The organism is Sulfitobacter sp. HI0027, assembly GCF_001634775.1.
Taxonomy (GTDB): Bacteria; Pseudomonadota; Alphaproteobacteria; order Rhodobacterales; family Rhodobacteraceae; genus Sulfitobacter.
Map to the genome: position 1 here is coordinate 40,122 of NZ_LWER01000403.1, position 15,760 is coordinate 55,881.

Consider the following 15,760-nt stretch of genomic DNA (forward strand, 5'->3'; position numbering starts at 1 on the left):
ACCAGCCCCATGCCCGACCTCTATCCCATCAAACGCGCCCTGCTTTCCGTATCCGACAAGACCGGTCTTTTGGACCTAGGCAAAGCCTTGGCGGCGCGGGGCGTCGAATTGCTCAGCACCGGCGGCACCGCTAAAGCACTGCGCGAGGCGGGGCTTGAGGTGTTGGATGTGGCCGATGTGACAGGCTTCCCCGAGATGATGGACGGGCGGGTGAAAACGCTGCACCCGGTGGTCCACGGCGGTCTGCTGGCCCTGCGCGACAATGACGAACATGTTGCCGCGATGAACGAACATAACATCGGCGCAATCGATCTGGTTGTGGTGAACCTTTACCCCTTCGAGGAAACCGTCGCCAAGGGCGCGGAATATGCCGAGGTGATCGAGAATATCGACATTGGTGGACCAGCGATGATCCGTTCGGCGGCCAAGAACCACGGCTTCGTCAATGTCGTGGTCGATGTTGAGGACTACGCCGAGGTGATCGCGGAGCTTGAGGCCAACGACGGCCAGACCACCTATGCCCTGCGCCAGCGCTTGGCCCAAACCGCCTATGCCCGCACCGCGGCCTATGACACTGCCGTCAGCACTTGGATGGCCGAGCAGGTCGCAGGCACCCCGCGCCGCCGGACCTTTGGCGGCACGCTTGCGCAAACCCTGCGCTATGGTGAGAACCCACACCAGCAGGCGGCTTTCTACACCGATGGCTCCACCGCCCCCGGTCTGGCGAACGCCGTGCAGCATCAGGGCAAGGAACTGTCCTACAACAACATCAACGACACCGACGCCGCCTTTGCGCTGGTCAGCGAATTTGACCCTAAAGACGGCCCCGCCTGCGCGATCATCAAACACGCCAACCCCTGCGGCGTGGCACGGGGTGAGACGATGTTGGAGGCTTACAAACGTGCTTTTGACTGCGACCGCACTTCGGCCTTTGGCGGAATCATCGCGTTGAACCAGCCGCTCGACGGCCCCACCGCCGAAGCCATTGCTGCGATCTTTACCGAGGTCGTCATCGCCCCCGGCGCGGATGAGGATGCCAAGCGCATCTTTGCCGCCAAGAAGAACCTGCGTCTGCTGACCACCGAAGGTCTGGCCGACCCTGCCGCCGCGGCTTTGGCCGTGCGTCAGGTCTCGGGCGGGTTTCTGGTGCAAGACAAAGACGTGGGCCGGGTTAGCCGCGATGATCTCAAGGTCGTGACCAAGCGCAAGCCGTCGGATCAAGAGCTCGACGACATGCTGTTTGCTTGGACCGTGGCGAAACACGTCAAATCCAACGCCATCATCTATGTCAAAGACGGTGCCACCGTCGGCGTCGGCGCAGGCCAGATGAGCCGGGTGGACAGCACCCGCATCGCCGCGCGCAAAGCCCAAGACATGGCCGAGGTGATGGACATCGACGCACCCCTGACCCAAGGGTCGGTCGTGGCATCCGATGCGTTCTTCCCCTTCGCGGACGGTCTGATCACAGCGGCAGAAGCCGGTGCCACGGCGCTGATCCAGCCCGGCGGCTCCATGCGGGACGACGAAGTGATCGCCGCAGCGGATGAAGCGGGCCTTGCCATGGTCTTTACCAACATGCGTCACTTCCGGCACTAAACGTAGGGCAGCACCATGCGGACATTCGGCATCGCGGCCATCGTGGCCTTTCTGATCGACCAGATCAGCAAATATGTGGTCATTCACATGATGGAACTGGCACGTATCCGCTCTATCGAAGTGCTGCCTCCGGTGCTGAATTTCCGCTATGGCGAAAACCGGGGCATCAACTTTGGCCTCGGGGGTGACATGAGCCAATGGGTGCTGATCCTGGTGGCGCTGGTGATCTGCGCGGGCGTCACCCTGTGGCTCTGGCGCAGCCCGCATGGGCGGTGGGCGCAGCTCAGCGGCGGCTTGCTGGTCGGCGGGGCCTTGGCGAATGTGGCGGACCGGCTGATCTATGGCTATGTGCTGGATTTCCTGAACAACTCTTGCTGTGGCCTCAATAACCCTTTCGTCTACAACTTGGCGGATGTCTTTATCTTTGCCGGGGCCTTGGGGCTGATCCTCTTTACCGGAGAGCCGAAAAGCGCGCCCAAGCGCCGGGGCAAAAAAGGTCAGTGACATTGCCTGCTCGCCTGCGATATTGAACAAGCAGACCCCGAAAGGAGACACCATGCGTCGCATTGCCCTCATCAGCTTGATCCCGCTGGCCCTCGCCGCCTGCAGCAATCAGGGCCTTCGCGATTTGCAGCCGACTTCTGACGGACCGGACGAATTCTTGATCCAGCCGGTCAAGCCGCTGGAACGCCCCGACAATCTGAACGCCCTGCCGACCCCCGTGCCGGGACAGGCGAACCTGACCGACCGGTCGGCGGTGGCCGAAGGAGTGGCGGCATTTGGCGGGCGTCTGGATACCTCTACCGGCATCCCGGCGGGGGATGCGGCGCTGGTGCAACATGCGGGCCGGATGGGCGTGCAACCCGGCATCCGGGCCAGCTTGGCGCAGTCTGACGCGGAATTCCGCAAGCGCAAAGGCCGCTTTACACAGTTCCGCATCGTGCCGGTCGACCGCTACAGCCAAGCCTACAAGAGCCAAATCCTTGATGCCCATAACGAGGCGGAGCGCTGGCGCAACGCGGGCGGACGCACGCCGTCTTACCCTCCGCAAGACACACGTTTTCGCTAGGCTTCTTGAAAGTAGCGCCAGACCGCGTAGGTAATGCGGGAGGCGATATATTTCGAGGTAAGCAATGATCCGACTGCCGATGATGGCGGCCCTGGTGGCAACGCTCTTCACAGCCCCCTCCGCGCAGGCGCGCGATAACGAGAATGAGGCGGTAACCCATTTCACCCTCGATAACGGCATGGAGGTTGTGGTCGTCGAAGACCACCGCGCCCCGGTCGTGCAGCAAATGGTCTGGTACCGCGCAGGCTCAGCCGATGAACCCAAAGGGTCGTCCGGCGTGGCGCATTTTCTTGAACACCTGCTGTTCAAAGCCACCGATAAGCTGGAGTCGGGCGAGTTTTCGGCCACCGTCGCGGCCAACGGCGGGCGCGACAATGCCTTCACCAGCTACGATTACACCGCCTATTTCCAGCGCGTCGCCGCCGACCGTCTCGGCCTGATGATGAAGATGGAGGCCGACCGGATGAAGAACATCCGCCTCACGCCCGAAAACATCGAAACCGAACGCGATGTGATTTTGGAAGAGCGCAATCAGCGGACCGAGAACAACCCCGCCGCCCTCTTCAGCGAACAACTCAACGCCGCGCAATTTCTCAACCACCGCTACGGCGTGCCGATCATCGGGTGGAAACATGAGATGGAGGAGTTGGACCTCGAAGATGCGCTGTCGTTCTATGAGCTCTACTATTCGCCCAACAACGCCATCCTCATCGTCTCCGGCGATGTGACGCCAGAGGAAGTGCGCGAACTGGCCGAAGCCACCTATGGCCAGATTCCCGCCAACCCTGACCTGCCCGAGCGCCTGCGCACCGAAGAGCCACCGCAGATTGCCGAGCGCCGGTTGATCTACAAAGACGCCCGCGTGGCCCAGCCCTATGTGCGCCGCTCTTACCTCGCTCAAGAGCGGGACAGCGGTGCGCAGGAAGAGGCGGCGGCGCTCTTTCTTCTCAGCGAATTGCTGGGCGGCGGCACCACTTCCTACCTCGCTGAAAAGCTGCAATTCGACGAACAGATCGCCAATTACACCGGTGCCTTCTACAAGGCCGATACGCTCGACGACACGACCTTTGATGTCGTGGTGCTGCCCGTGCCCGGTGTCAGCCTCCAACAGGCCGAAGCGGCGCTGGACGAGGTGCTCGTGCAGTTCATGGAAGCCGGGGTGGACCCCGAGCATCTCGAGCGCCTCAAGGCGCAATTGCGCGCTGATCAGATTTACGCCCGCGACGATGCCGACCGCGTGGCAAACCGCTATGGCTCGGCCCTCGCCATCGGCCTAACGGTGCAAGACGTGCAGGACTGGCCCGATGTGCTGCAAGCCGTCACCGCCGAAGACATCATGCAGGCGGCCCGCACCCTGTTCGACAAACGCGCATCGGTCACCGGTTGGCTGATGAAGGAGGACGCGCAATGAAACTGTTCTACGCCCTGATCCTGACGGTTTTCGCCGCACTTCCCGCCCGTGCCGAAGTCGACATCCAGCCCGTGACCAGCCCCGGCGGCATCACCGCTTGGCTGGTCGAAGAACATTCGATCCCCTTTGTTGCCTTGGAAATCCGTTTCCGGGGCGGCGCATCGCTGGACGCCCCCGGCAAACGCGGCGCGATCAACCTGATGACCGGCCTCTTGGAAGAGGGCGCAGGCGACATGGACGCGCGTGCCTTTAGCCGCGAGACCGAAGCGCTGGCAACCAACCTCAGCTTCGACGTGTCGGACGATTCGCTTTCCGTCTCGGCCCGTTTCCTGACCGAAAACCGCGACGCCTCCATCGAGCTTCTGCGCGCCGCATTGTTAGAGCCGCGTTTTGACGAAGACGCGGTAGAGCGGGTGCGCGGTCAGGTGATCTCAAACATCCAGTCGAACCAGAAAGACCCGAACGACATCGCCCGCCAGACCTTCGACAAGATCGCTTTCGGCGACCACCCCTACGGCAGTTCGCTGAACGGCACGCTTGAGACTGTGGCTGGGTTGACCCGCGACGACCTGATAGGGGCGCATAAGGCCGTGCTGGCCCGTGATCGCATCTATGTCGGCGCGGTAGGCGACATCACCCCCGAAGAACTGGGCGAGTTGCTCGATACGCTGCTGGGCGATCTGCCCGCCAAGGGCGCGCCGATGCCCCCGACTGCAGATGTGGATATCCCCGCGGGCACGACAGTGGTCGATTTCGCAACACCGCAATCCGTTGCGATCTTTGGTCAGGCGGGCCTCGCGCAGGACGATCCCGATTGGTTCACTGCGACAGTGCTGAACCATGTCCTCGGCGGTGGCGGTTTCGAATCCCGCCTGATGACCGAGGTGCGTGAGAAGCGCGGTCTGACCTATGGCGTCTATTCCTACCTCGCCCCGCGCGATCTGGCTGAGACCTACCTCGGCTCCGTCAGTTCAGCCAATGACCGTATCGGTGAGGCGAGTGACGTGATCCGTGCCGAATGGGCCAAAGCCGCGACCGAGGGCATCACCCAAGAGGAACTGGAGGCCGCCAAGACCTATATCACCGGCGCCTATCCGCTGCGGTTTGACGGCAACAGCCCGATTGCCAATATCCTTGTCGGGATGCAGATGCTCGGCCTGCCGACCGACTATATCGCGACCCGCAACGACAAGGTCGAAGCGGTCACGCTGGACGACGTCAAGCGCGTCGCGGCGGATTTGCTGGACCCTGAAAACCTGCATTTCGTCGTCGTCGGCCAGCCCGAAGGGCTTGAGGCGTCAACCCCGCCTCAGGAATGACAAAAGCGCCGCTCCCGAAAAGGGGCGGCGCTTTCATCTTGTCTCGGGCGTTAGGGCTTATTCGCCGTAGGGCACCCAGATATTCTTGACCTCTGTCGCGGCCTGCAAGAATGCACGCCCCGCGCCTTCGGCCCCGAACCAATCGCGCGCCATGCCGTGGTTGACCCAAGTGCGCTTGATATTGCTCGCCGCCCCTTTTTCGACCACGGCCGCGAGTTCCGCCGCGCCAAAGCTCCAGACGGCATCAATGTCCATATGCCGCGCCATCGGATCGGCCAGATCGGCCTGCGACCCGGTCAGGATATTCACCACACCCGCAGGCACGTCGGAAGTCTCCAAAACCTGCACGAAATCGGTCGCCGCCAGCGGGAAGGGTTCGCTCGCCGAAAGGATCACGCGGTTGCCCATGGCAATGGCGGGTGCCATGCAAGAGATCAGGCCCAAAAGCGGTGCCTCTGCCGGGCAAAGCGCCCCGATCACGCCCACAGGCTCCTTCATCGCCAAGGCCACGCCCCGGATCGGCACGCCGTGAACCTGACCATCGTATTTGTCGGCCCAGGCGGCATAGGTGAACAGCCGGTCAATAGCGGCATCGACCTCTTTGCGACCATTCTTTGTCCCCTGCATCGCATCCAGCCGCGCGGCAAACTCATCGCCCCGCGCCGAGAGGTTTTCGGCAATATAATACAGGATTTGCGCGCGCAGATGGCCAGTTGTTTTCGACCACCCCTTCGCCGCATGCGCCGCTTCCACGGCATTGCGCACATCCTTGCGGTTGGCGAGGCTCACATGACCTAACAGTCCACCAGACTTGCCCCAAACCGGTGCGGAATACCCCCCATCGGGCCGGGCTTGCTTGCCCCCGATATAAAGTTTTGTCGTGCGGTCGATCCCATCCTCCGGGCCGCCTTCACCGCTGAAGGCTTCGATCTCTTTCAACGGCTTCTGAGCGGTCTTGGGCTTGGTATAGCCCGCCAGACCTTCCCAGCCGCCCTCACGGCCAAAGCCACTCTCGCGCTTGCCGCCAAACCCAGCCGCCGCATCCATCATATTGGTCCCGTTGATCCAAACGATCCCGGTCTCCAACTGTGGCGCAATATCAAGGGCGAGGTTCACATTCTCGGTCCAGACCGTCGCCGCCAGCCCGTAGCGGGTGTTATTGGCCAGTTGCACGGCCTCGCTAGGCGTACGGAAAGTGGTCGAGACCAACACCGGGCCAAAAATCTCTTCCTGCATCAGCGTATCCGCCGGGTTCAGCCCGGTGATCAGAGTCGGCGGATAGAAACACCCATTCTCAGGCATCTCCCCCGGCGTGACAAATCGCTCACCCGCAGTATTCGCTTCCACCATCTCGCTCACGCGCTTGTATTGCACCGGGTCCACCAGCGCGCCCACGTCAATGCTCTTGTCCAGCGGATCACCGATACGCAGCTTCTCCATCCGCGTGCGCAGCTTGGCATAGAAGCGATCCGCAACAGGCTCATGCACCAACAGCCGCGAGCCCGCACAGCAGACCTGACCCTGATTGAACCAAATCGCGTCAACCAGCCCCTCTACGGCGCTATCAAGATCGGCATCGTCAAACACGATATAGGGCGATTTGCCCCCCAGCTCCAAAGTCAGCGCCTTGCCCGAGCCTGCCGTCGCCTCACGAATGCGGCGGCCTACGGCGGTGGAGCCGGTAAAGGCGATCTTGTCGATATCTTCATGGGTAACAATCATCTCGCCCACAGCGCCATCACCGGTGACAATGTTAACCACACCCTTTGGCAATCCAGCCTGACGGCAGATATCGGCAAACAAAAGCGCGGTCAGCGAGGTATATTCCGCAGGCTTCAAAACCACGGTATTGCCCATCGCCAGCGCCGGGGCGATCTTCCACGCCAGCATCAATAGCGGGAAGTTCCACGGAATGATCTGCCCACAAACCCCAAGCGCCTGCGCATCGGGCAGTTCGCTCTCCATCAACTGCGCCATGCCCGCGTGATAATAGAAATGCCGCTGCGCCAAGGGCACATCAATATCACGCGCCTCGCGGATCGGCTTACCATTGTCCAGCACCTCCAACACCGCAAACAGCCGCGCATGTTTCTGCAACAGCCGCGCCAGCGCATAGATATGCCGCGCCCGGCCATGGCCGCCCAGCTTCTCCCACTTGGGCTGCGCCTTGCGCGCCGCCTTCACGGCAGCATCCACATCGCCCTGCGACGCCTGCGTCAGGATGGCCAAGACCTCTCCCGTCGCCGGGTTGGTGCTGTCGAAACCCGCGCCCGGCGCGGTGAACGCCCCATCAATGAAATGACCAAAGCGTCCGCCTTGATCCACGATCCACGCCAGCGCATCTGCCGCCGATTCCGGGGCCGGCCCGTATTCCATGCTCTCAAAAATCTCGGACACGCTCATGCCTTCATCCTTTTCCAAATACCGTCCCGCAGCCTGCAACAGGCTCAGGAGGTCGCGTGGCGGTAAGCCGCCGAATAATTGCCGGTCACATGATGCTCCAACTGCCGCTCGATATCGCCCAAGAGCGAGGACGCCCCAAAGCGGAACAGGTCGGGCTGCAACCAACGGTCGCCCAACTCTTCCTTCATCAGCGCCAGATAGGTGATCGCATCCTTGGCTTTCGAGATGCCGCCCGCGGGCTTGTAGCCCACGCGCACCCCGGTGCGCTCATAATACTCACGGATCGCGCGGATCATCACGAGGCTGACGGGCAGGGTGGCGTTGACGCTTTCCTTGCCGGTCGAGGTCTTGATGAAATCGGCCCCGGCCATCATGCAGACCAGCGACGCGCGCGCCACATTGCGCAGGGAACCAAGCTCGCCCGTCGCAAGGATCGCCTTCACATGGGCCTCGCCACAGGCTTCGCGGAAGGCGCGCATCTCATCATAAAGCGCCTGCCAGTCGCCCGAAAGCACATGGCGGCGCGAGATCACGATGTCGATCTCTGTCGCCCCTGCCTCAACGCTCATCTCGATCTCGCGGATGCGCAGTTCCAGCGGCGACAGGCCCGCCGGGAAACCGGTGGAAACGGCAGCGATCGGGATATTGGTCCCTTCCAGCGCCATGCGCGCGGCGGGGATCATCTCGTGGTACACACAAACCGCACCGGTGGTGATCGGGGCCATACCAAGCGCATCAAGCAGATCGGGCGCAATCGGTTGGCGCGCCTTGGCGCAGAGCCGCTCAACCCGGCGCGCGGTGTCGTCGCCCGAAAGGGTCGTCAGGTCGATACAGGTCACCGCGCGCAGCAGCCACGCGGCTTGGTGGTCCTTTTTCAGCGAACGGCGGGCGGGCAGGGCGGCGGCGCGGCGCTCGATCGCCGAGGTGTTCGCCTGCACCGAGCGCAGCCAATCCATATCAAGCGGCATAGGCTCGACGCGTCGTTCGGTCACTTGCGGCAGATGGCCGGTCGCGCCGGTTTCAGTCGTGCTTTCGCGCGGGGTCGTTTGGGTGGCCATCGGGTCTCTCCGGTTTGGTCAGGCGGGCAAAATGGCATGGGGCCGGGGGCAAGGCAAGCGACGCTAACCCCGCGTCACGGGACGATTGCCTGAAAAACAGGCAAGATGCCGCAATTGTTAATGAGAACCATTCTCAACTGTTGACTTAATTGAGAATCGTTCTCATTAATACCTCATGAAACATACATCTGACCCTTTTCGCCCGTCCCGCCGCACCGCATTGATCGGCGGCCTGAGTGCTTTTGCACTTCTGGGGGCGGCCCCTGCCGCCTTCGCGGCGCAAAAGCTCAACATCGTCGCGACAACAGGTATGATTGCCGACGCCGCCCGCCGCGTGGGGGGCGACTTGGTCGAGGTCCGCTCGCTCATGGGCTCAGGGGTCGATCCGCACAGCTACCGCCAGACGCGCAGTGACATCGTGGCGCTGACACGGGCCGATCTGGTGCTCTGGCATGGTCTCTACCTTGAGGCGCAGATGGAGCGGTTTTTTGAGGATCTGGGCCGCAGGCGCGCCGTGGTCGCTGTGGCCGACGCGCTACCCAAGGATGATCTGCTCAGCCACCCGGATTACGAGGGGCGCTATGACCCCCACGTCTGGATGGACCCGAAAACTTGGATCGCCGTGGTTGATGAGGTGACCCGCGCCCTGACCGAGGCCCATCCCGCAGGAGCCGAGACTTTCGCCCAGAACGCGGCCACCTACCGCGCCGAGCTGGAACAATTGGCCACCTATGCCGCCGAGACCGTGGGACAGGTGCCAGAAAGCCAGCGCGTGCTGGTCACGGCCCATGACGCTTTCAGCTATTTCGGGCGCGCCTTTGGGTTCGAGGTGATCGGCATTCAGGGCATCTCAACCAACAGCGAGGCTGGGTTGAACCGTATCTCTTCACTGGTTGATGAATTGGTCGAGCGTGAGATCGGCGCCGTCTTTGTCGAAACGTCGGTTTCCGACCGCAACATGCGCGCGCTGGTCGAAGGCGCTGCGGCGCGCGGTCATGAGGTCGTGATCGGCGGCTCGCTCTATAGCGACGCCATGGGGGAACCGGGCAGCTATGAGGGCACTTATATCGGTATGATCGATCACAACGTCACCACCATCGCCCGCGCGCTCGGCGCGCCGGTGGCTGCGGGCGGGATGAACGGCAAGCTGGTACAGGGAAGCTGATCCATGACACTTGAACTCGCCAGCAGCCGCGACGCCGCGCCCACCTCCCGCGCCGATAGCCCGCTTGCCGTGCGCGGCATGACCGTTTCCTACGGGCAGAAACCTGCGGTTTTTTCGGTCGATATGACCGTTGCGCCGGGCAAGATGACCGCGATCATCGGCCCGAATGGCGCGGGCAAGTCGACTTTGCTCAAGGCTGCTTTAGGCATTCTGACCCCGCTGGCGGGCACCGCCACCGTCTATGGCAAGCCGGTGGCCGAACAACGCCACCGCATCGCCTATGTGCCGCAGCGCGCCAGCGTGGATTGGGATTTTCCGACCCGCGTGATCGACGTGGTACTGATGGGGCTCTATCCGCAACTGGGCCTGCTGGGCCGCATCCGCCCTGTGCACCGCGCCCGCGCCACCGATTGTCTGGCCCGCGTCGGGATGGAAGATTTCGCCACCCGCCAGATCGGCCAACTGTCTGGGGGCCAGCAACAGCGGGTCTTTCTCGCCCGCGCCTTGGCGCAGGATGCAGACCTCTATCTGCTGGACGAACCCTTTGCCGGGGTCGATGCGGCAACTGAAAAGGCGATCATCGCCGTGCTGAAATCTCTGCGCGACGCAGGCAAAACGGTTGTGGCGGTTCACCATGACCTATCCACCGTGGCCGAGTATTTCGACAATGTCTTCCTGATCAACACCCACCGCGTCGCCGAAGGCAGCGTCGAAGAGGTATTTCAAGCCAGCCACTTGCAAGACGCCTATGGCGGTCGCTTGGCTGGCGCGCAGATGGACGCGTTGCAACTGTCATGATCTGGGACGCGCTGACGCTGCAACTGGGCTATAACGCCACGCTGGTAACACTTGGAGCGACGCTGCTGGGCATGGCGGCGGGCGTTGGAGGCATCTTTCTTTTCCTGCGCAAACGGGCGCTTGTCAGCGACGCGATCTCCCATGCGACGCTGCCCGGTGTGGCGCTCGCTTTCATGGTGATGGTCGCCTTCGGCGGTGACGGCCGCAACCTGATCGGGCTGCTGCTGGGCGCGGCCTTGTCTGCGGCGGCGGGGCTGCTTTTGGTCTCATGGCTCAGCAACCGCACACGGCTGGCCGAGGATGCGGCGATTGGCTCGGTCCTGTCGGTTTTCTTTGGGCTTGGCATCGTCTTGCTGACAGTGATCCAGACCATGAGTGCCGGACGGCAGGCGGGGCTTGAGGATTTCCTTTTGGGCTCCACCGCCGGGATGCTGCGCAACGACGCTCTGATCATTGCGGTGGCCGCGGCGCTGACGCTGGCGCTGGTGCTGCTGCTTCGGCGTCCGCTGACGCTCGCCTCGTTCGATCCTGAATATGGCACCGCCATCGGCCAGAACGTCCCGCGCACCGATCTTGCGATGATGGGGCTGGTGCTGGCGGTGACGGTGGTGGGCCTTAAAATCGTCGGGCTGATCCTGATCGTCGCGCTCTTGATCATCCCGCCCGTCACCGCCCGGTTCTGGAGCGAGCGGACCGATCACGTGGTGCTGATTTCTGGCGCACTTGGCGGTATCGCGGCCTATGTCGGCGCGGCGCTGTCGGCGGCGCAGCCGAACCTGCCGACGGGACCGATCATCGTGCTGGTGGGCTTTGCGCTCTTTGCGCTATCGCTGCTGCTGGCACCGGGGCGCGGCGCGCTTTCGGCTCTGCTGCGCCACCGCCGGTATCAGCGCCGGGTGCATCTGCGGCAGGGGCTGCTGGCGCTTGCCCATGGGCAACCGATCTACGAACAACTGACCCTGCGCCTGCTGCGCGCCGAAGGCTATGCGCTGCCCGATGGGGTCGCCACCAAAGCGGGCCGGGGTCGGGCCGCCAAGGCGCTGCGGGATGAGACCCGCTGGCAGCTCATCCGCCGCGATCCAGCTTACGAGGCGGCGGCCCAGCAATATGACGGTCTGACCCCCATCGAGACCGTGCTGACCGCCGACCAAATCCGCGAAATTGACAGCCGCATCGACATGCGCGGCGGGGTGATGGCATGAACGGTTCTGAATTTGTCCCCCTCTCACTGGTGCCGATGCTGACCGGCATCTTCGTGGCGGTGGCCTGTGCCCTGCCGGGGAATTTCCTCGTCCTGCGCCGCCAAGCGCTGATCGGCGATGCGATCAGCCATGTGGTGCTGCCGGGGATCGTGGTGGCGTTCCTGCTGACCGGCGTGGTCAGCACTTGGCCGATGCTGCTGGGCGCTGCGGGGGCGGCGCTGGTCGCCGTGCTGGCCATCGAAGGCGTGCGGCGTTTGGGCAAGATCGAATCCGGCGCGGCGATGGGCGTGGTCTTTACCGCGATGTTTGCGGGCGGCGTGCTGCTGCTTGAGCAATCGGACACCAGCAGTGTGCATCTCGACGTGGAACATGCGCTTTACGGCAACCTTGAAAGCCTGATCTGGCTGGATGCGACCGGCTGGGGGTCGCTGTTCGACCCCGAGGCACTGGCGACCCTCCCGGTGGAGCTGCCGCGCATGGCAGTGACGCTGCTCTTCGTCGCGCTTTTTACCGCGATCTTCTGGCGGCCGCTCAAGATCAGCACCTTCGACGAGGGCTTCGCCCGTACCATCGGCATGAAGACCGGCCCCTTGGGCATCGGGCTGGTCATCGTTGCGGCGATTGCCGCTGTGGCTGCCTTTGACGCGGTGGGCAGTATCATCGTCATCGCCATGTTCATCTGCCCCCCCGCCGCCGCGCGGATGATGACCAACCGATTGGAGTATCAGATTGCGTGGTCGGTGCTCTTTGCCACTTTGGCCGCTGTGCTGGGCTATGTTCTGGCCGGATACGGGCCGCTGTGGATCGGCATGCGGGATTCGGTTTCCGCGGCGGGGATGATCGCCACGGTCTCTGGCGTGATCCTGGGGTTTGCGGCACTTATGGGGCCGCATCGGCAAAGAGGCGCCGCTGCCCCCGCCGCTTAATCGAATCGCAACGATTCGTTTTCTGGGCAACCGATTCGATTTTGCTTTGACCTGTGATTCGTCCTGCGTCTATACAGGGTGCAAGCTCCGCCGGAGACGACTTGTACCCGGGTCGCCCGCCGCTCTGATAAGACCGGAATAACAAAAGCACCAGTGCGCCGAGTAGCCGACCCAGAAGCGGATCGCCCCAGTCTTGGCGGCGGTCCGCTGACTCTGTCTTCCCCCTCTGAGAGACGCAATCCGATCTGGCAGAATCGGAATGGCCCATGCTAGGTCTTGCGGTATGCCAAGCCCGACCCCCAATATAAGTGAAAACCGCCCCGTCATCCGCCAGTTGGACGATTCCGCGATCAACCGCATCGCTGCGGGCGAGGTGGTCGAACGCCCCGCCTCCGCCGTGAAGGAACTGGTCGAAAACGCCATCGACGCGGGCGCGCGGCGCATCACCGTGGAATATGCCGACGGCGGCAAGACGATGATCCGCGTGACCGACGATGGCTGCGGCATCGCGCCCGAGGATTTGGCGCTGGCCTTGTCGCGCCACGCGACCTCCAAAATCGATGGCTCTGACCTGCTTGATATCCACACTTTCGGGTTTCGGGGGGAGGCCCTGCCGTCCCTCGGTGCTGTCGGGCGGCTGACCATCACCAGCCGAGCCTCGGGGTTTGACGGGGCCGAGATCACCGTCGACGGTGGCCGCATGGGCGAGGTACGCCCGGCGGCGCTGAACAGCGGCACCATCGTCACCCTGCGCGATCTGTTTTTCGCCACGCCAGCGCGGCTCAAGTTCCTGCGCACTGACCGGGCCGAAGCGCAGGCCATCGGCGATGTTATCAAGCGGCTGGCCATGGCCGAACCCTTCGTGCGCTTCGTGCTGCGCGACGTGTCGGGCGACGGCAAGGGCCGTGATGTGTTCCGCGCCGAGGCTGAGCAGGGCGATCTGTTTGAGGCGCTGCATGGCCGCTTGGCGCAGGTGCTGGGCCGAGAGTTCGCGGAAAACTCCCTGCCCATCGACGCCATGCGCGAAGGGCTGCATCTGACGGGGTTCGCAGCACTGCCGACCTACTCGCGTGGCTCTGCCGTGGCGCAGTATCTCTTCGTGAATGGCCGCCCGGTGCGGGACAAACTGCTGACAGGCGCATTGCGCGGCGCGTACTTCGATTTCCTTAGCCGAGACCGCCACCCGGCGGCGGCGCTGTTCGTGGAATGCCCGCCAACGCTGGTCGATGTAAACGTGCATCCCGCGAAATCCGAGGTGCGTTTCCGCGATCCCGGTCTGGCGCGGGGGCTAATCGTCTCGGCCCTGCGCCATGCGCTGGCCGAGGCGGGGCACCGCGCTTCGACCACCGTGGCGCAGGCGACTTTGGGCGCGATGCAGCCGGAACCGCAGGGCGCGCGGGTCTATCAGATGGACCGCGCGGGCATGGACCGCCCCAGCCCCGCCGCGCGGCAAGCGGCCTATAACGCGCAGGCGCCGGGCTTTGCCGAAACCGCAGGCGTCTGGGGCCGGGTGGAGGGCACGCCGATGCCCGAAGCGCCCGCGCCGTTCACTGCCGCGCCCGAGGGCGAAGAGGCGGCCCCCGCCCCGGACTACCCGCTCGGCACCGCGCGGGGGCAGGTGCATGAGAATTACATCATCGCGCAAACCGCCAGTGGCATGGTCATCGTAGACCAACACGCCGCGCATGAGCGGCTGGTCTATGAAAAACTGAAGCGTCAGATGAACGAGAACGGCGTCGCGGCCCAAGCGCTGCTGATCCCCGAGATTGTCGAGCTTTCCGCCAATGACTGCACGCGCCTGCTGGAACTGGCCGATGAACTTGCCAAACTCGGCCTCGGCATCGAAGCCTTCGGCGGCAGCGCCATCGCCGTGCGCGAAACGCCCGCGATCCTTGGCACCGTGAACGCCCGCGCGCTGATCCTCGATGTGCTCGACGAATTGGACGACGGCGACAGCAGCAACATCGTGCAGGCCAAGATCGAAGCGATCCTGAGCCGTGTGGCCTGTCATGGGTCGATCCGCTCGGGCCGCTGGATGCGCGCCGAAGAGATGAACGCGCTGCTGCGCGAGATGGAGGCGACCCCGCATTCCGGCCAGTGCAACCACGGGCGGCCCACCTATGTCGAACTCAAACTCGCCGACATCGAACGGCTTTTCGGGCGCACTTGATGGAGCTTGGCGGCACGACGTTGAACCTGTCTGACCCTGTGACGCTGGCCGCCCTTGCCGGGGCAGGGCTGCTGTTGCTCATCGTTATCCTGCTGATCATGGCGGTCCGCGCCGCTGGCCGCTCGGCCCGTATGGCGGCCCCCTTGGCGCAGCAGATGCGGGTGCTTGGCGGGCATGTGCAACAGTTGGGGCAGGGTCAGGAGCAGCTGCGCGGCGGGTTGCAGATGGTCTCGGACACACAAAGCAACACCCAAGCGCAGATGATGCAGAGCATGGAGGCGCGGCTCGCCTATGTGCAGCAGCAGATGCAGGACCGGCTGGCCGACAACGCCGCCCGCTCGGCGCGCTCGCTGGCCGAGATGCAGCAGCGCATGACCGAGACGCTGCACGGCTCGTCGAAACGCACCACCACCAGTCTTGCGCAGTTGCAGGAGCGTCTGGCCTCGATCGACAAGGCGCAGGATAATATCACCAAACTGTCGGGCGACGTGCTGTCGCTCCAAGACATCCTCAGCAACAAACAAACGCGCGGATCCTTCGGTGAAATCCAACTGCGCGATATCGTGTCGAAAGCCCTGCCGAGCGACAGCTATTCGCTGCAAGCCACACTCAGCAACGGCAAACGGCCCGATTGCCTGATCCA

Annotated in this window: 13 protein-coding genes; 11 read left to right on the forward strand and 2 right to left on the reverse strand. The window is 63.4% G+C overall.

Features of this window, described 5'->3' with window-relative positions; all coding sequences use genetic code 11:
• Positions 1 to 9 precede the first annotated feature (9 nt).
• From purH to A3722_RS18470, 5 genes are all read left to right on the forward strand, one after another.
• Entirely contained in the window at positions 10 to 1,596 is a 1,587-nt protein-coding gene (gene purH, locus A3722_RS18450) for a bifunctional phosphoribosylaminoimidazolecarboxamide formyltransferase/IMP cyclohydrolase (protein WP_067629202.1), read from the forward strand.
• A gap of 15 nt (positions 1,597 to 1,611) precedes the next feature.
• The gene (gene lspA / locus A3722_RS18455) at positions 1,612 to 2,100 is read left to right on the forward strand and encodes a signal peptidase II (protein WP_067629200.1); all 489 of its coding nucleotides are present in this window, start codon (positions 1,612 to 1,614) and stop codon (positions 2,098 to 2,100) included.
• Between the two features lie 52 nt (positions 2,101 to 2,152).
• The gene (locus A3722_RS18460) at positions 2,153 to 2,665 is read left to right on the forward strand and encodes a DUF3035 domain-containing protein (RefSeq protein ID WP_067629198.1); all 513 of its coding nucleotides are present in this window, start codon (positions 2,153 to 2,155) and stop codon (positions 2,663 to 2,665) included.
• Positions 2,666 to 2,729: 64 nt separating this feature from the next.
• Positions 2,730 to 4,076: a M16 family metallopeptidase gene (locus A3722_RS18465; RefSeq protein ID WP_067629196.1), complete on the forward strand. Its 1,347-nt coding sequence runs from the start codon at positions 2,730 to 2,732 to the stop codon at positions 4,074 to 4,076.
• The gene (locus A3722_RS18470; RefSeq protein WP_067629194.1) at positions 4,073 to 5,395 is read left to right on the forward strand and encodes a M16 family metallopeptidase; all 1,323 of its coding nucleotides are present in this window, start codon (positions 4,073 to 4,075) and stop codon (positions 5,393 to 5,395) included. The genes A3722_RS18465 and A3722_RS18470 overlap by 4 nt, the downstream gene beginning before the upstream one ends.
• Before the next feature lie 57 nt (positions 5,396 to 5,452).
• Here the strand turns inward: A3722_RS18470 and A3722_RS18475 are convergent, their stop codons facing one another.
• Together A3722_RS18475 and deoC are read right to left on the reverse strand one after the other, a co-directional pair.
• Positions 5,453 to 7,798: an aldehyde dehydrogenase family protein gene (locus A3722_RS18475; RefSeq protein WP_067629192.1), complete on the reverse strand. Its 2,346-nt coding sequence runs from the start codon at positions 7,796 to 7,798 to the stop codon at positions 5,453 to 5,455.
• Between the two features lie 44 nt (positions 7,799 to 7,842).
• Complete coding sequence (gene deoC / locus A3722_RS18480) at positions 7,843 to 8,856, reverse strand: deoxyribose-phosphate aldolase (protein WP_067629190.1); 1,014 nt, start codon at positions 8,854 to 8,856, stop codon at positions 7,843 to 7,845.
• Between the two features lie 175 nt (positions 8,857 to 9,031).
• On the opposite strand from deoC, the gene A3722_RS18485 reads away from it, so the two are divergent.
• From A3722_RS18485 to rmuC, 6 genes are all read left to right on the forward strand, one after another.
• Positions 9,032 to 10,021, forward strand: coding sequence for a metal ABC transporter solute-binding protein, Zn/Mn family (locus A3722_RS18485; protein ID WP_067629188.1), 990 nt, complete (start codon positions 9,032 to 9,034; stop codon positions 10,019 to 10,021).
• 3 nt (positions 10,022 to 10,024) lie between these two features.
• A complete protein-coding gene (locus A3722_RS18490; protein WP_067629186.1) occupies positions 10,025 to 10,819 on the forward strand; it encodes a metal ABC transporter ATP-binding protein in 795 nt (264 codons plus the stop codon).
• Positions 10,816 to 12,021, forward strand: a complete 1,206-nt coding sequence (locus tag A3722_RS18495; protein ID WP_067629184.1) for a metal ABC transporter permease — start codon at positions 10,816 to 10,818, stop codon at positions 12,019 to 12,021. The genes A3722_RS18490 and A3722_RS18495 overlap by 4 nt, the downstream gene beginning before the upstream one ends.
• Positions 12,018 to 12,947 carry a metal ABC transporter permease gene (locus A3722_RS18500; protein ID WP_067629182.1) on the forward strand — a complete coding sequence of 310 codons (930 nt, stop codon included), beginning with the start codon at positions 12,018 to 12,020 and terminating at the stop codon, positions 12,945 to 12,947. Before A3722_RS18495 ends, A3722_RS18500 begins: the two co-directional genes overlap by 4 nt.
• 283 nt (positions 12,948 to 13,230) lie before the next feature.
• A complete protein-coding gene (gene mutL, locus A3722_RS18505; RefSeq protein WP_067629180.1) occupies positions 13,231 to 15,117 on the forward strand; it encodes a DNA mismatch repair endonuclease MutL in 1,887 nt (628 codons plus the stop codon).
• Positions 15,117 to 15,760, forward strand: a 644-nt coding sequence (gene rmuC, locus A3722_RS18510; protein WP_443068793.1) for a DNA recombination protein RmuC, incomplete at its 3' end; no start/stop codon positions are given. The genes mutL and rmuC, both read left to right, overlap by 1 nt.